This window comes from Bacillus sp. V5-8f, assembly GCF_002863565.1.
Classification (GTDB): Bacteria; Bacillota; Bacilli; order Bacillales; family DSM-1321; genus Peribacillus.
The window spans coordinates 71,841-92,802 of sequence record NZ_PGUW01000019.1 but is presented as its reverse complement, the minus strand read 5'-3'; the positions used below and the strand labels follow the sequence as shown (position 1 = coordinate 92,802).

General features: G+C 40.0%; 18 protein-coding genes and 2 pseudogenes. 14 read left to right on the top strand and 6 right to left on the bottom strand.

Annotated features, from left to right (window positions below; all coding sequences use genetic code 11):
* Nucleotides 1-126: 126 nt before the first annotated feature.
* The 5 genes from CUU64_RS17635 (at nt 127) to CUU64_RS17615 (ending at nt 4,555) form a co-directional block, all read left to right on the top strand.
* Nucleotides 127-606, top strand: a complete 480-nt coding sequence (locus tag CUU64_RS17635) for a DUF2975 domain-containing protein (protein WP_101634946.1) — start codon at nt 127-129, stop codon at nt 604-606.
* Between the two features lie 10 nt (nt 607-616).
* Nucleotides 617-844: a helix-turn-helix domain-containing protein gene (locus CUU64_RS17630; protein WP_101634945.1), complete on the top strand. Its 228-nt coding sequence runs from the start codon at nt 617-619 to the stop codon at nt 842-844.
* Nucleotides 845-948: 104 nt separating this feature from the next.
* Nucleotides 949-1,740, top strand: coding sequence for a DUF817 domain-containing protein (locus tag CUU64_RS17625; protein WP_101634944.1), 792 nt, complete (start codon nt 949-951; stop codon nt 1,738-1,740).
* A gap of 417 nt (nt 1,741-2,157) precedes the next feature.
* Nucleotides 2,158-2,355 carry a hypothetical protein gene (locus CUU64_RS17620; protein WP_101634943.1) on the top strand — a complete coding sequence of 66 codons (198 nt, stop codon included), beginning with the start codon at nt 2,158-2,160 and terminating at the stop codon, nt 2,353-2,355.
* Between the two features lie 589 nt (nt 2,356-2,944).
* Nucleotides 2,945-4,555 (top strand): acetamidase/formamidase family protein, encoded by a 1,611-nt coding sequence (locus CUU64_RS17615; RefSeq protein WP_101634941.1) that lies wholly within the window; start codon nt 2,945-2,947, stop codon nt 4,553-4,555.
* 277 nt (nt 4,556-4,832) lie between these two features.
* Here CUU64_RS17615 and CUU64_RS17610 read toward each other — a convergent pair whose 3' ends face one another.
* Nucleotides 4,833-4,985: a YjcZ family sporulation protein gene (locus tag CUU64_RS17610; protein WP_101634940.1), complete on the bottom strand. Its 153-nt coding sequence runs from the start codon at nt 4,983-4,985 to the stop codon at nt 4,833-4,835.
* Between the two features lie 313 nt (nt 4,986-5,298).
* On the opposite strand from CUU64_RS17610, the gene CUU64_RS17605 reads away from it, so the two are divergent.
* Nucleotides 5,299-5,406 carry a YjcZ family sporulation protein gene (locus CUU64_RS17605; protein WP_101634939.1) on the top strand — a complete coding sequence of 36 codons (108 nt, stop codon included), beginning with the start codon at nt 5,299-5,301 and terminating at the stop codon, nt 5,404-5,406.
* 131 nt (nt 5,407-5,537) lie between these two features.
* Here CUU64_RS17605 and CUU64_RS17600 read toward each other — a convergent pair whose 3' ends face one another.
* Together CUU64_RS17600 and CUU64_RS17595 are read right to left on the bottom strand one after the other, a co-directional pair.
* Nucleotides 5,538-6,755 carry an MFS transporter gene (locus CUU64_RS17600; protein ID WP_101634938.1) on the bottom strand — a complete coding sequence of 406 codons (1,218 nt, stop codon included), beginning with the start codon at nt 6,753-6,755 and terminating at the stop codon, nt 5,538-5,540.
* A gap of 1,182 nt (nt 6,756-7,937) precedes the next feature.
* On the bottom strand, nt 7,938-8,642 hold the full coding sequence (locus CUU64_RS17595) for a toxin regulator (RefSeq protein ID WP_101634970.1): 705 nt from the start codon (nt 8,640-8,642) through the stop codon (nt 7,938-7,940).
* A gap of 589 nt (nt 8,643-9,231) precedes the next feature.
* Here CUU64_RS17595 and codB point away from each other — a divergent pair.
* Together codB and codA are read left to right on the top strand one after the other, a co-directional pair.
* Nucleotides 9,232-10,497, top strand: a complete 1,266-nt coding sequence (gene codB, locus CUU64_RS17590) for a cytosine permease (protein ID WP_101634937.1) — start codon at nt 9,232-9,234, stop codon at nt 10,495-10,497.
* A gap of 2 nt (nt 10,498-10,499) precedes the next feature.
* Nucleotides 10,500-11,765 carry a cytosine deaminase gene (codA, locus tag CUU64_RS17585; RefSeq protein ID WP_101634969.1) on the top strand — a complete coding sequence of 422 codons (1,266 nt, stop codon included), beginning with the start codon at nt 10,500-10,502 and terminating at the stop codon, nt 11,763-11,765.
* Nucleotides 11,766-12,367: 602 nt separating this feature from the next.
* Here the strand turns inward: codA and CUU64_RS17580 are convergent.
* Entirely contained in the window at nt 12,368-12,646 is a 279-nt protein-coding gene (locus CUU64_RS17580) for a hypothetical protein (protein ID WP_101634936.1), read from the bottom strand.
* Nucleotides 12,647-13,447: 801 nt separating this feature from the next.
* On the opposite strand from CUU64_RS17580, the pseudogene CUU64_RS22770 reads away from it, so the two are divergent.
* The 5 genes and pseudogenes from CUU64_RS22770 to CUU64_RS23215 all read left to right on the top strand — a co-directional run.
* Nucleotides 13,448-13,560, top strand: a pseudogene (locus CUU64_RS22770) (GNAT family N-acetyltransferase); the annotation flags it as partial.
* A gap of 69 nt (nt 13,561-13,629) precedes the next feature.
* Entirely contained in the window at nt 13,630-13,821 is a 192-nt protein-coding gene (locus tag CUU64_RS17570; protein WP_101634935.1) for a hypothetical protein, read from the top strand.
* A 261-nt stretch (nt 13,822-14,082) separates the two neighbouring features.
* Nucleotides 14,083-14,293, top strand: a pseudogene (locus CUU64_RS22175) (propanediol/glycerol family dehydratase large subunit); the annotation flags it as partial.
* A gap of 87 nt (nt 14,294-14,380) precedes the next feature.
* Entirely contained in the window at nt 14,381-14,785 is a 405-nt protein-coding gene (locus CUU64_RS17560) for a GlcG/HbpS family heme-binding protein (RefSeq protein ID WP_101634934.1), read from the top strand.
* Nucleotides 14,786-15,031: 246 nt separating this feature from the next.
* A complete protein-coding gene (locus CUU64_RS23215) occupies nt 15,032-15,418 on the top strand; it encodes an IS3 family transposase (protein ID WP_101634933.1) in 387 nt (128 codons plus the stop codon).
* 394 nt (nt 15,419-15,812) lie between these two features.
* Here the strand turns inward: CUU64_RS23215 and CUU64_RS17550 are convergent, their stop codons facing one another.
* A complete protein-coding gene (locus tag CUU64_RS17550) occupies nt 15,813-17,477 on the bottom strand; it encodes an amidase family protein (protein WP_257985582.1) in 1,665 nt (554 codons plus the stop codon).
* Nucleotides 17,478-18,125: 648 nt separating this feature from the next.
* Here CUU64_RS17550 and CUU64_RS17545 point away from each other — a divergent pair.
* Nucleotides 18,126-19,808, top strand: coding sequence for a M14 family metallopeptidase (locus CUU64_RS17545; protein ID WP_101634932.1), 1,683 nt, complete (start codon nt 18,126-18,128; stop codon nt 19,806-19,808).
* A gap of 551 nt (nt 19,809-20,359) precedes the next feature.
* Here the strand turns inward: CUU64_RS17545 and CUU64_RS17540 are convergent.
* The gene (locus CUU64_RS17540; protein ID WP_180954657.1) at nt 20,360-20,737 is read right to left on the bottom strand and encodes an NUDIX domain-containing protein; all 378 of its coding nucleotides are present in this window, start codon (nt 20,735-20,737) and stop codon (nt 20,360-20,362) included.
* Nucleotides 20,738-20,962 lie beyond the last annotated feature (225 nt).

The window sequence follows — 20,962 nt, the reverse complement described above, 5'->3', positions numbered from 1 at the left end:
TTTGTCTAAAATTAAAGGGATATATATAAATCAATAAAAACATAATTATAATCAGTAATAATTTATTGTAAATCGATAAAACGCGTGTTAAAGTCAAGTGGACAATAAATAAGTGAGGTGCTTTTTATGAAACGAGAAACATTCTTTTTAAAGTTCGCTGTTGTTCTTATGGGACTTCCTGTTCTTGCTTTGTGTATATTTTTGTTGCCTGAGATAGCAGAATTTTTTGCAGAATTAAATCCAAAATTAGCTTATTTACAATATCCCTTTTTAATCGGGTTGTATGTAACTGCGGTAGTATTTTTCGTTGCATTGTACCAGACTTTAAGACTTTTAAGCTATATTGACAAGAACCAGGCGTTTTCGGAATTATCTGTAAGTGTTTTAAAGAATATCAAATACTGTGCCATTACTATCAGTGCCTTATATGTGGTATTTATGCCACTCTTATATCTCATGGCAGAGGTAGACGATGCTCCAGGAATTATATTAATCGGAATGGTAATTATTTTTGGTTGCTTTGTGGTTGCAGTTTTTGCTGCTGTACTTCAAAAACTATTAAAAAATGCCATAGATATAAAATCAGAAAATGACTTAACGGTCTGAGGTGTAAACAATGGCAATTATAATCAATATTGATGTGATGCTGGCTAAAAGGAAAATGAGCGTAACAGAACTTTCGGAGAGGGTTGGAATAACAATGGCTAACCTTTCTATATTGAAAAATGGAAAGGCAAAAGCAATTAGGCTTTCAACTTTAGAGGCAATTTGCAAAGCATTAGAATGTCAACCCGGAGATATTTTAGAATACCGAAGTAATGAAGACACCCAAAAATTAATATAGTAGAAATATTTAACATGGAAGGGAAAAGAAAGATTCCTTTTTCCGTTATGCATCAAAGGGGAGTTACTCATGAATTTAACCATTCAAGAATGGAGGCACAAATCATGAGAGCACTAAAACAACTCGTTCGTTTTGGTTGGGAGCAGGCCCTATCATGTTTGTTTCCTGTCGTTATTTTTGCCTCTTTGGCTTTTACACAATCCATGCCATTACCCTTCCTTCCTCGTTATGATTGGCTGCTCATTATCTGTCTTCTGATGCAGTGGTGTATGGTACGTTCTGGGCTTGAAACACGGGAGGAACTAAAGGTTATCACATTATTCCACCTTATTGGACTTGCTCTTGAACTTTTTAAGGTACATATGGGCTCCTGGTCTTATCCAGAGGAAGGATATTTCAAAATTTTTGGTGTCCCTTTATATAGCGGATTCATGTACGCAAGTGTAGCGAGTTATCTTTGCCAGGCGTGGAGGAGATTAAAGGTTGACCTGGTTAAGTGGCCACCGTTTTTGGTAGTTGTACCTCTTGCAGCTGCGATTTATTTGAATTTTTTCACCCATCATTATTGGATTGATGTTCGTTGGTGGTTATGTGGACTTGTAATTATCGTCTTTTGGCAATCATGGGTCACATACGAGGTTGATGGAACTTGTTACCGTATGCCACTTGCGCTTTCTTTTGTGCTCATCGGATTTTTTATATGGATAGCCGAAAATATTGCAACGTTCTTTGGAGCTTGGCAATATACAAACCAAACCGAAGCATGGAGTCTCGTTCACCTAGGAAAGGTGAGTTCATGGCTCTTATTAGTAATTGTTAGCTTTCTTATAATAGCCATTCTAAAGCAGGTTAAGGGGGGGAATTCGACTAGGATAGAGGCTAGTCAATTTTTATAACTGTAAAGAACCCTTCTTTAAAAAAGTCGTTAGCATAATTCTACTTTTTTAGGTTGAAGTTCTCCTAGCGTACAAAATTTTGAATAAGATAAATTGGAAAAAGTAACATTCGAATTGTTGCTTTTTTTTGTCGTTATAAAAAGACATTTACTAGTGTGATTCTGAGGTGGACAAATTTGAGATTAAAAAAAGTTTCCGATTTTTAGTTTTATTACTTATTATCAGCGGTGTTGTTTTCATTTGAAAACAACTCGGGGGAGAAGGGGATAAATCGACTAGGAAGAAATTTAAAAGGAAAAGAATAGGACTGTTTTATTATATGTCACCATTTAGTTAGCGTTCGCCCACACGAAAGAATGCCTGTAGGACTATAAAAATATAGAGGCTATATTCTTAGCATGATGAGGTGTGTTTTGCATGGCTGAAACTGAATGGGAATATAAAACTTTAAAGGAGTACGATCATTTTGAATTAGCATGGGTAAGAGGGGATGGTTACAACATTTATGATAAACATGATGTTTCAACTGTTTTGGCGGGATTTGGAGAAGATAAGGGAAAAGCTATAAGAGAGTTTCATAAAATAGTCTTACAGTACCTTAAAAACCAAATCTAATGGATTATTTCTGCTAATAAAAGGTTCTCCCGCATGCAGGGAAAACCTTTATTTTTTATATCCATTTTAAGCAATTCAAACTTTTCGGCATTCTTCATCTTTATGACGCAGTGCAACAATGGGATGAGAAAGTATAATGATTTTGATCCCTTCAACTGATCTGGGTGCATAACTTGTTGCAGAACGAATTTAATGACCCTTACTCCCGTTGATGGCTTTTAAGAAAGCCATGCGATCAACTCCTTTTCATTTCTATTTCACCATAATTCCCCTAACTTCTTATTGAAGTATAAATCAAAAAAATTATGTAATTTAACGTTAAAAATTGCATCCAGTTTTATTAAAGCAGCTGAAACCTATGGGATAAATGAAATATATCTCATTTCTCAGACCAGGGAGTTTTCGTCGAAGTTACTATGATAACTTTTGATAGTGATTCTGGATCTGCTATCATTCTAGTGAATCAGGAATTATTTGGTGGAGTACTGCTTTAAAGGAGAAAACTATGTAAGAAAATCTAACAAACTTATGGTTCCGTTTTCCTTTTCTTTGTAACCTTTCAATATGAAAAGTAAAGGGGACGAGGATTATGGGACAAAACAGAAAACATTCTAAGGTAAAGAAAATCGGCATACTTAGTGTCGGGGCAGCAACTGTGCTTTCCGCCACGCTTCTAATTAGTGATGTGACAAGCGGGGCGAAAAAAACAAAGGAAACCGGATTTAAGGTTCTACAAAGCACAACGGCGGAAAAAGCCGAGGGTACATACTATCTTTCTTCATCAGTAAAAAATATTCAATGGGGTTACTTGCCGAACCGAGACAGCAAACCAGTGATGAGCATTTCTTCAGGATCGACCGTTACGATTGATACGGTGTCCCATGAAGGCATACTTGAAGACCAGGGGCGGGATCCGGTTGAATTCTTTAGCAAATATGGCGTGAAAAAGGACGAGGTGTTACAGGACGCCATAGATATTGCGGGTTCAGAATTAAAGCATGACTTTGCAGGTGACGGCCCACATATCGTTACGGGCCCGCTTGCGGTTGAAGGAGCTGAACCTGGAGATGTGCTAAAGGTGGAGGTGTTGTCATTGGCTCCCCGTGTGCCTTACGGGGTGATTTCCAACCGCCATTATAAAGGAGCCCTTCCAGGTGAATTTCCTGAGAATGACGGCCCGAAGCCGGGTGCTAGTTCGGATCACCCAGAGCTTTACGGCAATGTTTCAACCTTCACTCCATTGGAAAAAGTGAATGGCAAGTACTACGGAGTATTGCCAATTAAAAGCGGTGGACAGGTACGCTTTCCTATGAAGCCATTTATGGGAATGATGGGTGTTGCTCCCAATACAAGCGAAAAGGTTAGTTCCATTCCGCCAATCGAAACCGGAGGCAACATGGATATCAATGAGCTGGGTGTTGGCTCAACGCTTTACCTTCCAGTTCAGGTAAAAGATGCTATGTTCTTCACTGGCGACCCTCACTTTGCCCAAGGTGACGGAGAAGTGGCCTTGACCGCTTGGGAGGCATCGCTGCAAGGGACTTTCCGTTTAACTGTTCTCAAGGCAGGCGATCAGTCCATCCCTCGTAAGGGCGAGCTAAAGCAGCCATTTGCAGAAACGGAAGATTACTGGATTCCAGTTGGTCTGGATGAGGATTTGGATGAGGCTATGAAAGAAACCGTACGCGAAGCCATTGGTTTCTTGGAGGAGAAGCTTGGGATGGACAGGGCAACAGCGTTTGCCTATATGAGCGCTGCCACGGATTATGAGGTTTCACAAGTGGTCGATAGAACAAAAGGAATCCACGCCTTAATCGACAAAAGACATTTTATCAACAACCTAAAGCTGCAAGTCTTGGCGGACAAAAAGAAGGTCAAATCTGAAATCGAGAATAATGAATTTTATGTCTCTGTAGCCTCTCTGACAGATACATTAGGAGGAAAAACCAAGGCCAGCAAAAAGAACGGAGTATACAAAGCAACGGTAACTTTAAAAGGTCAGCAAGTAACGATCCAGGAGAACTCCAATATCTATAACATGAACGGCAAGGACATCTACCATGAAGGAATGCCGATATCCATAGATGGGGAGTTATTTATTCCGGTCAAAGCCATCGGTGAAATAATGGGGGCAAGCGTCAACTGGGCCACTTCTGGTGACACTCTGACCGCAAATGTGACTTTTGATAAAAAGAAATAAGAACGATTGAAAAAGTTCCAGTTCCGGAAGCTGCACTCTCGGAACTGGAACTTTTTCGTTAATTCTACACGTTTAGTTATTTTATTGAAGGAAGTAGGTCACATTGAAGCAAATTATTAAAAAAACAAACTGCAGTCAAAAACAAAAAGGGTAGAAATTTTTTATTATAACTTCTTCTTAGGGATGTAATAGTTGATCGTCTTCTTTCAACCCCGGCAACAAGGAGGAAAAAGGAGCAGTTTTACCAAAAGAAAAAAGCCTTAAAAAAGGCTTTTTCTTAGCAATAGGCTCCATAGCCGTACACTGGAGCAACTGGAGCACAACCTCGACGGAAACATGCACAACCAATTATCACCAATAGAATGAACAGTACGAGGATTAATGCAAAACCATTGCCATATCCTGCAACAGGCGCTACACCACCAGACATAATGTCACCTCTCCTTTTCAACGATGTATTTCGTGGGTCAATGCATATTATGTTGGATCCTACCCAAAGGTAACAGTATTTTACTAATCTTTGAATAATGGGCTAAGTCTGATTTCTCCTATTTTGTGAACACAAACAATGTATTTATAAACACTAAGATTAGCTTTTAAACTAACTCCCAGGGAGCAGTTTTAAAAAAAAATGATGAAAACACCCAAATTTTCATAGGACAAACTTTCCGCCCAATCGAATCTGCTCCTCGTACATACTATGTAGCGTAAACAACTTTTCAAACCTTAAAGGAGGCTATAATATGGGAGATGGATACGTTGGCGGCGGCTACGGCGGAGGCTTTGCCTTTATTGTTGTAATTTTTGTGTTATTGGTGATCATTGGTTGTGCTTGCTTCGGCGGTTATTAATCAATAAAACCCTGATAGGGAATGGGAAGCCTATTCGTAGGCTTCCTTTATTTTAGTTAGGGCTTAAAAAATGCTGGTAAATGCGAGTAAATACATTGGAAATTATCGATAGCCTGCTTATTTTGAATTATTCAGGTCCCTATTTTACTTTCAATAGATACAGATGGTTCTAGTTCGGCTGCTTTTGGTGAAACCTTCGTAATTAAATAAAGAGCGGCGGCCATCCATACAGCTGAAAGAGTAAAAATGCTTTTAAATCCGACATAATCAATAGCCAAGCCTGCTAAAGTAGGACCGATGAATTGCCCTACCGCAAAGTAAAACGTGGCATAGCTAAAGGACAGGGTCGCATATCGTGGATGGACCTGTTCTGTGCTCAAAGTCTGAACCATGGTAAATACGCCTGTGCTAACAATTCCCTGGACAATGAGGTTTATGGTAAATCCAAAGGAATTCGGCATAAAAATGGGAGCAACAGTAGATAAAAGATTAAATGCCATGGCTAAAAGCAAGGCCTTTTTCCTGCCAAGGTGATCTGAGATACCTCCCCAAATAGGTGAGCTTAATATGGAGAGTATGCCGCCAATTGCGATCAAATGTCCTGCATGCTGCGCTCTCAGCCCCTCATCCAGCATGAAACTCATAATGAAAATAGACTGTGTGATATAGGTTAGTCCTACAACTCCGTAAATCAATGCAACCTTAATAACATTCCAGTTCGTATAGATCTGTCTTGGAGATATGGCTAGCTCCTTCGTTATAGCTTTCTTCATTGGAGGGTTCTTAATTATGAAAAACACCATCAGACAAATCAGGATGCTCACGAAAAAATAAATTCTCCAGGCGATCCTCCACTCCATTTCAGGATAAAGCTGATGAAGGAACGGTACGAGTGCACCTGTAATAAATACCCCGATGCCCGCCCCGCTATTTACAAAACCAATGACAAGCCCTCGTTTAGCAGGAAACCATTGAATCAAAACAGAAATGAGAGGTGTAAACGTAAACGCCGTTCCAACTCCTAAAAGGAACATAAATATGCAGCTGTATAAGTAGGAAGTGGAAAAGGATAAGTTTAGAAAGCCAATCGTAATAAAAGATAAACCACAAAGTATCGTCTTCTTCTCTCCCCATTTGGTGGAGACAACGCCGGCAAACATCACGGTGACCAGATATCCCAAAGAAGTAATCGTACCAAGCAAACCGGCCATTTTATAGGAGATGGAAAGTCCCTCTTTCATAAAAGGGAGGACAACCCCGTAAGCGAGCCTTGCAAGTGAAACTGCAACAAGTGAAACAAGCATACCTGTCACAATATAGAGATAACTGGCCTTTTGTTCCGGTACCATTATTAAATCCTCCTATGTAGTCTTCCTTACATATTATAACCAAATTTTCCTTTAATTTCTAGAATATTCAAAATATATTGATTTTAGAAGGGGGAACTAACTCAACCTAGCATTTTGTATAAACGAAAAATGCTTATTTGAGGATAAGCTGACGCCGGGTTGTTTCACTATTTTTAACGTGCAAATCCATGGCTCTATTCCCACTAGTAATAAATTTGTCCTGATTTCAAGCTTCCCCGTTGATAGATGAGCCATTTGGAGCTTTGGATGCACTTACAAGGGAAAGAACGGGTTCCGATATCGAGCATCTTTGGATGAAGCATAAAAAACCTGCTTCTTGATCACCCACGATATAGAAGAAGCCGTCATGTTATCCGAGCGGGTATTAATTCTCTCGAATCGTCCATGTGAAGTGAAAAAAGAAATTAAGATTGACTTTCCTCGACCAAGGCATTGGAGTTTAAGAGAAACACAAAAGTTTGGGGAATACACTCATCAAATTCGGGATGTTTTTACAGAGATGGGGGTTTTGGCGAGGAATTGAGGATTATTTTCACTTTGAAAAGTTATTTCATCATCGTTGAAAATGTAGTAATGATTTTAGTATAATCATAAATTATTTCCTTAGCATTTGGCATAGTAAGAATTAAAAAGGATGAGACTATGCCAAACTTTAATGTAGATATAAAATTTGTAAATCAGCAGCGGAAGACATTTCAAGTTGATTCTGCCACTGAAGAAAAAGTGAGAGATCAATTACTTAGGTAAGGAAGCTGGGTTGATTTTAAGGGAATATTGATTGACCTGGAGAATGTGATCTGGATGGAAATTAAGGAACAGGCTCAGACATCCTAAATAGGGTGTCTTTTTATTGCCTGGGTAATTCTGGGGATTGTATACTAAGCGCAGATTACACCTTTATTAAGTTAGACAGAAAGAAGGGACAGAAATATTTGCCCTCCAAATACGGTTTTAATTTCCAGGTAACACATTTTTCTACCGTTGTAAGTCTTGCTGTTTGTGTTGTCTTAATTGTCAAACCTCAAAATGGTTTCAGAATTTTCACTTACCCAAAGGGCTACCGGTTTACCGTGGTATTGCAATGCCAATCAAATGGTTTTCCCATGTACATTCATCTAATAAAAAAGGCCAGCCCTGTGAAGGACCGCCCAATTTTATCTACTATTGTTCAATTTTTTCAATAGATACGCCAGGAATGGATATTTGACCACCCATAGTAGAATCATAGCTGATTAATCCAGCGGATATTCCCATAATCGTAATCGTATCATCTTCTAATACTCTTAATCCAACGATGGAAGCATCAAATGAAGCGAATAGGATCTTGTCGTAATTATCATTAACAGCTAATCGAATTTGAGTTTCACCATCGCCTTCTAATACCTGAACAACTTTTCCACGGAATTTCACCTTTTCACCGATATAGTTATCAGGAGTTCTTGCTAACTGGTCATATGTAATGCCTGTATTGTAACCTTGCTTTTCTTTCTCTTCTTGTTTACGTTGTTCTTCAGCAGCTATTCTTTCAGCTTCTTTAGCAGCAGCTTCTTCCTTCGCCTTTTGTGCAGCTAGACGCTTTTCTTCAGCGGCTTTCGCTTCAGCTTCTTTCTTTTTACGCTCTTCTTCTTTTAATTTGAAGAACGGTTGAGCTTCCTTCACTTTAGCGGAAAGCTCCTTATTGTCATCTGTTAAACTGGCTATTTTATCATCTTTTTCGTCAATTTTAGTGTTCAAATCGTTATTCTTTTTAATAGCCGCATCCACTTCTTCCTGGGATGGGCCCATATTTGCTCCAATAACTAGAGCGATAAGTGCTGTAAGTATGTATTTCCATCTTCTTTTGGCAAAGCCTAAAACTTTCTTCATGTGAATCATCCTTTTCTTGATGTTTTTATAAATAAAAAGTACCAAGGATAAAATCCCCGGTTCACATTATAACAATCCTTTCGAAATGTTTGATAGGGCAGATAGTCCCGTTAGATTGGAAGTTTGTTATTCTGTTCATGATTTAGTGATTCTGTAAAGGTCGTTTCTAGATCCGTTCTCAAATATATGTTTAGATGTTGGGGTAATATTTTATTTTATTATGAATACGTATAAATGGAACACGAGGAAATTAAAGACATTCTGGAGAAATAATACTCGCTGGAAAACACATTGTATAAATTGTTCATTCTTAAAAAATCATGTTAGTAAATCTAACATGTTTATTGAAGGGACCTATTTTAAGCTTTATATTAATCTGTAAATATTAAAACCTTTTCTAGGGTTCCGTTTTTCGTTTCTATGAAAAAGCCTGGTCCGAGAAAAGTGGCATGAATAATGCCCCACTTGGAAGGAAAAGTCCGGTGAAGAATGTAAAAATTCTTCCCGGGCTTTTTTTAGGAGGTGAAATATTCTTAAGAGGAAGCGAACTTAATTAAAAATCAGAATATTCAAAAAAGGGGGGATTTTTATGTCAAAAGGAAACAATGATAAGGAATTTTCCTTGCAGGCGGTGCCTAAAAATCACCGTATTGGTTTCTGGAACATGATGGTCGTTATGCTGGGCTTCACTTTCTTTTCAGCAAGTATGATGGGTGGAGGCACGATTGGCAACGGACTGGACTTTACCCAATTTTTATTGGTTGTGATGGCCGGAAATCTACTCCTCGGACTTTATACAGGTGCTCTGGCGTACGCAGCGTCCAAAACGGGATTATCTACACATTTATTAACGAAATATGCTTTTGGTGAAAAAGGCTCTTATTTAGCCTCATTCCTGCTAAGTATTACGCAAATCGGGTGGTTCGGAGTAGGGGTGGCCATGTTCGCATTACCCGTGCAGAAGGTGACTGGAATCGATACTTATATATTGATCATTTTAGCAGGGATACTAATGTCGTCCTCAGCCTATTTTGGAATGAAGTCACTGGCTGTCATCAGTTTTATTTCGGTTCCGCTCATCGTCATTTTAGGAAGTTTTTCTGTTTTTAAAGCTACACAGACAGTTGGAGGCGTAGACGGGATTCTGTCATATTCGCCAACTGAATCAATTGGATTGGCAGCAGCCTTATCTATATGCATAGGCTCATTTATCAGTGGAGGGACGCTGACTGCTGACTTTACGAGATTTGCAAGAACAAAACGAAGTGCAGTTATCTCCACTGTCATCGCATTCTTTCTTGGCAATTCTTTGATGTTTCTTTTCGGGGCGGTTGGAGCGATTTCTACGGGCGTAGCTGATGTATCCGAAGTCATGTTTTTACAAGGCTTGATATTGCCGGCGATCATTGTTTTGGGACTGAACATTTGGACTACTAACGATAATGCCTTATATGCCTCAGGACTTGGCATTTCCAATATTACAAAAATAAAGAAAAGCAAAGTTGTCATATTTAACGGTATTTTGGGTACTGTCATGGCGCTTTGGCTTTATAACAATTTCGTTGGATTTCTAAGTTTTCTTAACCTGACACTCCCGCCGATCGGTGCCATATTGTTGGCAGATTTCTTCCTTCTAAACCGAGGAAAATATAAGGAATTCGAGAAGATGACATTTAAGTCAGTGAATTGGCTCGCCATTATTGCATGGGTCATCGGGGTGATTGGAGCAAAATTTATACCAGGTGTTCCTTCTATTAATGCCGTTATTGGATCAGCAGGATTTTATCTGATTGCTTCAGTTATCCAGAGGAAACTTGCTTCCACAATGGAGACAGAAACAGAGGAGGCTGTATGAGTTTGCTTATTAAAAATGCCACCCTCAGACATAAGAAAGGAACCTGGGACCTTGCGATTGTTGATGGGAAAATTGATCGTATTGGCAAAAATCTGGAGAGCGAAGCGAAAGAAGTTTTAGATATCGAGGGTTCATTGGTCCTCCCCCCATTCATCGAACCGCATATTCATCTGGACAGTGCCTTAACAGCAGGAGAACCAGAATGGAACAATAGCGGTACTTTATTGGAAGGCATCCAAAGATGGTCGCAGCGTAAACGATCACTTTCTGCAGAAGATGTAAAATCCCGGGCAAAAAAGGCTCTTCAGTGGCAGCTTGCACAAGGTATACAATATATTCGGACACACATAGACGTAACCGACCCAAAGCTTACTGCATTGAAGGCTATGCTTGAAGTGAAGGAAGAAATGGCACCTTATATTGATTTGCAAATCGTCGCGTTTCCCCAGGAAGGCATACTATCCTTTTCAGGCGGCCTGGAGTTGCTCGAGGAGTCGCTCCAGCTGGGAGCCGATGTTGTCGGCGGCATTCCTCATTATGAATTAACTAGAGAAGATGGAGTAGAGTCGGTAAAGATTGTTTTTGAACTGGCACAAAAATATGACCGGCTAGTGGATATACACTGCGATGAAACAGATGATGGCCATTCACGTTTCATTGAAACAGTTGCTGCACAAGCCTATCGAACGGGCATGGGGAGCCGGGTCACAGCCAGCCATACGACTGCGATGCATTCTTATAACGATGCATATACCAACAAGCTATTCAGGCTTTTAAAGCTGGCTGATATTAATTTTATTGCTAATCCATTAGTGAATATACATCTACAGGGACGATTCGATTCCTTTCCTAAACGCAGGGGGATTACACGTGTAAAGCAACTTCTCGAATCAAATCTGAATGTATGCTTTGGACATGATGATATTATTGACCCATGGTATCCGTTGGGAACGGGAAATATGCTGCAGGTGCTTCATATGGGTATCCATATATGTCAGCTCCTGGGCTATGAAGAAATTGTTGATTCCATCGACCTTATAACTTCCAATAGTGCAAGGACTTTGAACGTACAAACAGAGTATGGAATAGAGGAAGGTAAACCTGCGCACTTTATTGTAATTGACGCAATTGATGAATATGATATGATCCGCAGGCAGCCAGCCATTCTTTATTCTGTTCGAAACGGGAAAATTATTTCAAAAACCAGGCCAAGTGAAACGTATATTAATGCAGGCACTGGATTTAAACAAGTTGAACTTAAAAAGTAGGAATAGATAGGATCAAGAGCGATTATCTTCCCGGATAATCGCATTTTATTGTAAACAACATGCTCTTTTAAGATAGGTTCATGACCAAGCCTCATTTTGTAAAGCACAATGGACAAGGAATGAAGAGGTGCAGAAGGTGAACAAAGATCATATATTTCCTATAAATTCTACAACAAAAAAGGCTCCAATGTAGAAGCCCTGGAAATGATTAGATATTAAGTTATTGCCCGTGAATGGGGTGAAGATAGATGGCATCCCTCCTGATAACAAAAGGTTTCATTGAGGATTAGCAGTGGTCGGCTTTATACGATGGGTTAGGTAGGTTGTTCGTGGACTGCTATGCCTGACAGCATTTTTGATTATGTCGCCTATAATCCATACATGTATGGCCTGGCATGTAATGGAACTCCTGGCCATGCAGGCAAAAACTCGGCTGAATTATAAAGAGCGGTAAAACCTTGTATGCAAAACAGATTCTTCCAAGCTAAAGTTCCGTGTACTTGTATGCACTGGCGTTCGTGCGATACACAGGTGGAAGGTCTGGATATTCGGTTTTTGTTGTGCCTTTGTTAATCCCCCCTTTCTATTGTTGGAATGTACAATCAATCACCCGGACCAATAAACTCTAAGCTAGACGGAGAATAAACCTCACATGTTCCTTTCTTGTCCTCTACACTGATTCGGATTGGACTACCCTCAACCTTTGCATTCACGGTTTGACTCATCATGTCACGCATTTTCTGATCCCGAGCCATTCGTAACTGTGGTTCTTCAGTTTGCTCCTGGATTCTTTGCAGCTCCGGTACCCTCGCTTTTCGCATCTGGCTAACAACGGTGAACAGCTGTGTCCTGTTCTCTAGACGGATGTTTGAAACAAACATAACTTGTCACTACCTTTCCGGAAAGTTAGTAGCTCCTATGACATTGTTTTTCTACACTGTACTAGCGTAACCCTTTCCTTTAGACCGACCATTTACCGTCAGGTTTTTTACTAATATGAGGGATTTTTGTTTCTTTTGAGGGTTTACGAGTTTTTTCAGCATCACAATAGCTGGATTGCCGATGTATAATGCGAAAAATAATCAGAATTTTTTGTTTGATATATTAAATGCAAACTTTTTGATATAGGCACTGTAGGCAACCACGAATTCGATGAATGTGTAATTGAGTTACAGCGGCTAGTCAATGGCGGGGTACATGAGAAAACAGGTGATTTTGCAGGGGCAAATTTCCCATGGGCTGTTGCTAATGTCATTAATGGGCAAACTGGCAAGCCCATCCTGGCGCCTTAAAAGGTGGTGAAGGTGAATGGCATGAGCATAGGATTTATTGGAGTTGTTACCACAAAACCCCCAGTATCGTCCTACCGAGTGGAGTGAAGGGGCTTAAGTGTACGGATGAAGCGACAGCCGTTAATGGGGCAGTGGCCGAATTGAAAAAAAACGGGGTCCTCCGGCATTTTTAGAATATAACCTTTGCAAAACTTTACTCCAAAGAATAATAAACTAGTGAAAATTTGTAGGATACATAATACAAGAAAAACCTGTAAATTTACAAATGTGAAGGAAGTGCTTTACGATAACGGGCTTTTTAGTAAAAGAATACTCGAATCAATACCAATCCGAAGTAGGGGATTTAATTCTCGAGATCCAGCAAAAAGAATACAATGTCCCGATAACACTGCGCATAGGTTTAATAAAAAGAATGGATTGAAAGCATTCATGTCGAGGAGCTGCTGGACAGTTTTCCAATACTCAAAGTTGATAAAAAGTTTTATAAATATGTTGTTCGATAATAGGAAAAGCCGCCTGATTGCATAAATATTCTCAGCATCTGGCATAGTAAGAATTAAAAGGATGAGATCATGCCAAACTTCACTGTGAATATTGAGTTTGTAAGTCAAAAAAGTAAGACATTTCAAGTAGAGTCTGTCTCCGAGGAGAAAGTCAGAGATCAACTACTAAGTCAAGGAAGCTGGGTTGATTTTAAGGGAGTGCTGATTAACCTGGAGAATGTAATCTGGATGGAAATCAAGGAAGAGACTCAGACATCCTGAACTGTACCCCGAATAATGGACACTGTAAAAAAGTCCTTTATTCGGGGTTTTCTATTGAGGGACAGGTACTGTCCCTCTGTCCCGTTTGAAAAAGAAATTTCTGCGTCTTTGCAAACCTTTTCATCATAAAAAATGAACTACCCAAATAATGATAAAATGAAGGATATTTCTTATGCTACGTTCAAAACGATTTGAGATTTTAGAAGAAAGCCCCCTTAATAAAGATAGATTTGCCATAGAGTGGCCTGAAATGGGGTGTAGCTGTCAAAAGGACTCACGCCTGCAAAAGTGTTGGAAGTCCTTAATCAAATGAATGTAGTGGAAATGATAAATGGCAAGAAAAACACCGTCTAACCAATACCATGTCACAAACGTTCGCGATCATCCTATCCTCATGGCAGCGGATGCTGCAAAAGCGGTAGTGTACGGATTTGATGAACAGGAAACAACCGTTTGGGTGGTTCGTTATGCCTTCAAAACGGGCGCAGAATTGGAAAGAACGCGGCCAGTATAGTTTAAGGCTTACCATTATCTTTTTAATTAGGAGAGGATGGAGAATATGGCTCATATTCATTTAGAATTAGCAAAAAAGTTAATTGAGGGTGCTGAAAAGGTAGCTAAGGAAATGGGTGTCCCTATGGTCATTAGCATAGTAGATGAAGGTGGGAATTTAGTAGCCTGTCACCGTATGGATGATGCATTATTAGTCAGTGTGGAAATTGCCCAAAACAAAGCTTGGACTTCAGTAGCGATGAAAATGCCTACTGCAGACATAGCTCAGGCAGCCGGAATGGGAAAAGAATTTTACGGTATTAATACAACCCATAATGGTCGGGTTGTCGTGTTAGGCGGGGGGATACCTTTACGTAAAAACGGCAAAATCATTGGGGCAATCGGCGTAAGCGGCGGTTCGGCTGAGGAGGATATACGAGTAGCTCAAGCGGCAGTTAATGCGCTGAATTAGTTTTGGGTGCCAGTCACCACCCGAAATATGGCGAAAGATTTATATAATAAAAGAAAAGGAGAGCCGGTCATGGAAAGAAAATGACTGGCTCTTTATCTCTGCAGGGCTTTCCTTTTTGATAAGGAAAACCGAATCAAGTAGAAAAATAAGATTATATTATATAGATGGTTGGTGCCTGTCACCACCCGAAGATTGTCGAAAGATTGCAAGGAAGGCTCTGTGGAGAGATGAACTATAACCCGAATAATGGACACTTTAAAAAAAGTCCCTTATTCGGGTTTTTTAGTGTCCTCACAGACAAGACACGTATATAATCAACTTATTGAAACAGCACGGGGGATCCTCCTGCACAGCGACCAGGGTTACCAATATACATCCCGCCAATATAACAACCTTCTACAAAAATATAAGATGAAAGCCAGTATGTCAAGGAAGGGAAACTGTTGGGATAACGCCTGTATGGAGAACTTCTTCAGCCATTTTAAATCGGAGTGTTTCCATCTTTATTCTTTCCAAACAGCCGAAGAAGTTAAGGATGCCGTACGTAGATATATACGTTTCTATAACCATCAGCGTTTCCAGGAAAAATTAAACAACCTGAGTCCATATGAATACAGAACTCAGGCTTCTTAAATATGTTGTTTTATTACTGTCTACTTGACAGGGGTCACTTCACAATACTGGAGTCATTTACTAGCAGCATAATCGAAAGGCCTTTTTTATTCGGTGTCTAAAAACCGGGTTACAGTTCATCCTAAGTAACGGGTGTCTTTTTATTTTGTGGAATACTTGTGGATATGTCGCTCATAAACAGTTCTCTCTTTAGACCAAGTAGAAGGGGGGCATAAATGACACCCCCCAAATACGTGTTTTTCGAAATCAGGCACCAATATGCTAGCAACCACAAAATAATTCTGACTAGTCAAACGGTACTTTTTTGCATTTTTCGTATTCCAACATTCTTCTACTACGATTTTTAATTACTAAATAAATCCACGTGGTGTTAATACACATAATTGAACTTTTATTAAGGTGTTGTAGACGGTGGTTTACGATGTTTCGTTCCTTGTTCATAAGCATAGGCTAGTTTGATTAATGTTGGTTCGCTAAATGCTCTTCCAAGGAACTCTACCCCGACCGGCAAATTATCGGATGTAAAGCCCGCCGGCACTGTGATGGCAGGGAATTCAGAAAAGGCACTAAGCCGATTTGCGCTTCCGGCATTTTGGCCCTTGCCGATGAGTTCGGCCGGCTGGGAAGTGGACGGATAAACGAACGCATCCAAATCTTGGTCAGCCATCACTTTTAATAAGGATTGTTGTGTGAGCTTTGTCCGGAACAATAAAATATCTTTATATTCTTCTTCCTCCAATGATTTGATTTGATCCCTTGCTACTAACGAGTTTTTTGAAGAAGGGTGAAATTGTCCTGATTCAATGATCTCGGTTAGGGAGTCAAATGGCGCATCCGATCCGAGCGATTTCAAATAATCATTGAATTGGAACTTGAATTCCCAGCTGCTCAAGCTTGGGTAGGCTAAAATTTTATCAAGCTCAGGGATTTTAACGTCAACCACTTCCGCCCCTAATTCCTTCATGTCTTCGATGGCTTCATTTGTGACTCGGTTTACCTCAGCACTTTCGGCCTGCTTGCCGAATAAGTCCCTGATCACCCCGATTTTTGCACCTTGCAGGCCTTTTCGATCTAATGATTTAACATAATCCCCTTCCGTTTCCCCAACACTCCAGGCAGTCTTTGTATCATTTGGGTCATACCCAGCAGTTGCCTCCAACAAGATTGCTGCATCAGTAACGGTTCTAGCCATCGGTCCACCGACATCCTGAGTTAGTGCAAGCGGCACAATGCCGTCACGGCTGGAAAGGCCAATGGTCGGGCGGATGCCTACAAGGCTATTAAAGGCGGATGGAATACGAATGGAACCACCAGTATCAGTTCCGAGGCCAGCTGCTGCAAAATTAGCGGCAATTGCTGCCCCTGTACCACCGCTCGATCCTCCTGGATTTCTTTCCAGATCATAAGGATTTAACGTTTGCCCTCCTATGGAACTTACAGTTGTGATGCCAAAGGCAAACTCATGAAGGTTCGATTTTGCTAAAATAATCGCTCCTGCTTCCTTTAATTTTTGAATTTGATAAGAATCATCGTCAGGAATGGAGTCTTTTAAGCAAATACATCCTGCAGTTGTTGGCATATCAGCGGTATCATAATTATCTTTTACAATAATCGGGATACCGTGCAATGGTCCCCTTTGTCGTTTTTGTTTTCGTTCTTTATCTAATTCTTCAGCTATTTGTAATGCCTGTGAATTCACCGTGATAATAGAATTAATTTTCGGACCTTGGTCGTCATACATTTCAATACGGTCCAAATACATTTGTACAAGTTCCTTGGACGTGATTTTATTGGTTTTCAAGGCCGATTGAATGTCTGAAATGGTAGCTTCCTGGATGTTAAATTTGTTTTGTGAGGTCTTGGAGTGGGGTGGAGCTTTTAAAGTAGAAATCTGTGAAGGCTTTGTACGTTCCGAAATGACTTTATTTGACTCATTCTTCAGCTGTGCTAGTTGTGATAGGGTTTTCGTTTCATCGATGGTAGTGACAGAAGAGGCTGCCGTTGTAAAACTTAAACAGGCTGTTAAAAGTAGTGAAAGTCCGAAAAAAGATTTTTTCAAATGAAGTCCTCCCTTACATTTTTACATAGAATAATAGTTATACTAAATCGAGAACTTTTCTACGAATGTGTAAGAAAATCTAACATTGTTTTAGCGAGGATTGATATTCATGAAGAAGCCTAATAAGTATGCTGGTGCAATCAGGGGCTATAATTTGGGCATCTAATTCCTCCTTTTCAAATTGTCTTCTTTTAACATAAGAGAAGGAAGGAGATAATTCTATCTTTTCATTTGAATTTTCAGAAAATAAATCAAATGAACCAGTACAGATCTGGATGGAAGGTACTAGAAAGGGTAGCCGCATAGTGTATCGTACCTGCCTCGGTTCGCTGGACGATACAACAGGAAAATTTAGAGGGAAAGTGGATGAAAATCCACAGATGGAGTACAAAGTCATCCATCTGTCAGTTTAATTTTTTCTATATGAATAAATCAATAAGCATAAGAATGCATAAACTGCATCCAGGAAGGACTGTTAGAATAGAACGGAAATCTGGGTACAATGGATTGTTTCGAAAAAAAAACAGGGGTTTTTATAGGAGAGGATTCCTGTTTTTCATCGAAAAGCCGCTGAGGGCATTTCATTTTTCTCTTTATTGTGATAATTTTTAGAATAATCTTACATTTAGAAATAAGGAGGAAAGATTTATGAAAAGAAAATTGTGTGTTACTTCGCTTGCAGCCGCTCTTGCCTTAACTGCAGGTCTCCCTTTTTCAGGAACTACTTTTCAGGACAAAGCTTTAGCCGCCCAGGAGCAAACCGAATTTATTCCATACTATGGAACAGGTCCAAGCTATGTTCAGCCGAATAACATCGCCCATCTCTTTCCTAAGCCGAACATGCAGTTTAACACACCTGGATTTGCCAAAGGAAAAGTCGCCTTTACCAGCCAGGAAGAAATGCTTTCCTTTTTGAAGAAACTTGCCAGCAAAAATAAGAATGTCCATCTAATGAACATTGGTGAGTCTTTAGAGGGCCGTACAATGCCAATGATCCTATTCACCAAAGATAAACCGCAGCAAGTCAAAAATAACAAGAACAAGCCCCTTATATGGATTCAAGGGCAAATTCACGGAAATGAACCGGCTGCAGGGGAATCAACCTTAGTCATGGCACAGCTGTTAGCGGAAGGAAAGCTTGGCAATGTCCTTGATAAGGTAAATGTCGCCATCGTTCCACGCGTGAATCCAGATGGATCCTACTACTTCAAACGTTTTATCGCTACAAACCTCGATGCCAACCGGGATTACATGAAGGTCGAGTATCCCGAAGTGCAGGCCGTACATAGAGCCGTTGACGAATACCAGCCTGAAGTGGTCCTGGATGCCCACGAGTATACGGTCAATTCATCCCTACTGAAACAATATGGCGAGAAAGGATCCATTGCTTCCTATGACCTGCTGATTTCATCTGCGAAAAACCTAAACATCCCAGAACAGCTTCGCAAAACTTCCGATAACCTTCTTCTCCCTGATGTCAACAAGGCCCTTGATAAAGAAAAACTAACCCATCATGATTACTATACCCTTGATACAAACGAGGCAGGCAAGCTGGTCGCAACCGAGGGAAGTACAGAAACCCGTATCGGACGAAACGCCCTTGGCTTAAAAAATACGCTAACATACTTAATTGAAACCCGTGGAATCAATATTGGACGTGCAGACTTTGAACGCCGTGTCTTTGCCCATACCGTCGCTCAATCCAACTTTATTAAATCAGCAGCCGCAAATGCAAAAACAATTAAAAAAGTTGTCAGTGATGCCCGTAAAGAAGTGATAAATAAAGGAATACATGTCAACGATAACGACAAAATTGTCGTTACGAGTGAAAACAAACTCATGCCTAACCAATCCCTTGAAGTCGTTGATCTAGCAAAAGCAGCAAGAACATCCATCACGGTTGACTGGGAAGACTCCACAGAAGCCTATGCAATACTTGAACGTGAACGGCCAACCGCCTACATAATGCCTCCAGGTTATCATGATATCGCACGCAAGCTGCAGCATGTAGGCGTTCAAGTCAAAAAGCTCGAAAAATCAGCAACAGTGCCAGTTGAAAGTTATAAAGTTACAGACAAAAAGGTCTCCACCACACTTGAGAACGGTCATTATACAAACCAGGTGACCACAGCGGTATCTACAAAAACAAAGAGCTTCCCTAAAGGAAGTTACGTGTTTGAAATGTCCCAGCAAAATGCAAACTTCATTGCATTGGCACTAGAACCTGAAACGGTAGACAGTTATGTAACCTTTAACTTCATTCCAGTTGAAAAAGGGGATGAAATTCCGGTTTATCGTTATATGCAAGAAAGGAAGCTCCCAGTTAGATAAGGGAACAGTATTCGAAGGGTAAATGTCAATGAAGTGAAGATGACCCAAAATTGAAGTGAATAAATTCGGAGCTGTTTCCTTCTAGGAAATAGCTCCTTTCTATTATTTGAACCAGAAACACTCATAGACGCTTGTGCTTAATTCGTTCAAATTGGAACCTTATATAAAATTTCCTGGTGTGAGGGAGAAGATAAAGAATCGATATTGGCCTCTAAAAGGAACTGCAAAAACTTATAAATGATAAACCCGAAAAGGGGGGGAACTCATGAAGGAATTGAATAGATTAGAAGAATGTTAAAAATTGAACAGAAGTGGAAATACAGAATGAGGAACTTGGCTACCTGGCTTGGGGTAGGGAGGGGATAAAAAAATCTCTTGGGAAATAATCGACTTCGATAAAAAGAATCCTGAGTATAAGTAAATGTAGGCGAAGTTAGTGTCTAGTCAAACCGCAGATTTTTAAAGAAAGGAAGCAGAAAAGCCGTTCATAAAGGTTTGCAGCTAGACTAGAGGAATGATCAGGCTGAATATCAAATAGATATCATAACTAGTTAGGAAAGCATGAATGAATCCATCAAAAAAACAATGTAAACAGTGTGGACATCTTTTGGAAAATCCCCAAGGGCTATGATTCCATTGACCTTGGAAGTAATTCCAGTTTCTTCGAATACTTCTCTTTTAATCGTTTCTTCAATACGCTCAAACTGTTCAATATACCCACCAGGATTCGTCCATAATCCTCTTCCTGGATTTTGGCTCCGGCGCACAAGCAGAATTTTATTGTCTTTGATGATTAGTGCACCCACACCGATACTATAATTTCCCCAAAAGACAAAATCGCACTCCGGACATGCCTTCCGATCTACCTGGTTGATGTTACGAGTTTCCAAATATGTACCACAAGCCAAGCAATAATTAGCGACCCCCACAATGCATTCTCCTTGCTTATTGAAAATTATCCTTCTTTGGGCATAAACTTAAAGGCGAAATTTGCAGAATAATGGCACAACATCATTTGATAAGCCGCAAAATATTGGTATAATCAAAGAAAACAAAGAGCAACTTTCCTACTCAAGTGTCAATTACAAGCGACTGGATCCAATTTTTACGCGTGCAAATCCGTTGATAAATAAAGAAAAGCTGTTGAATAGACC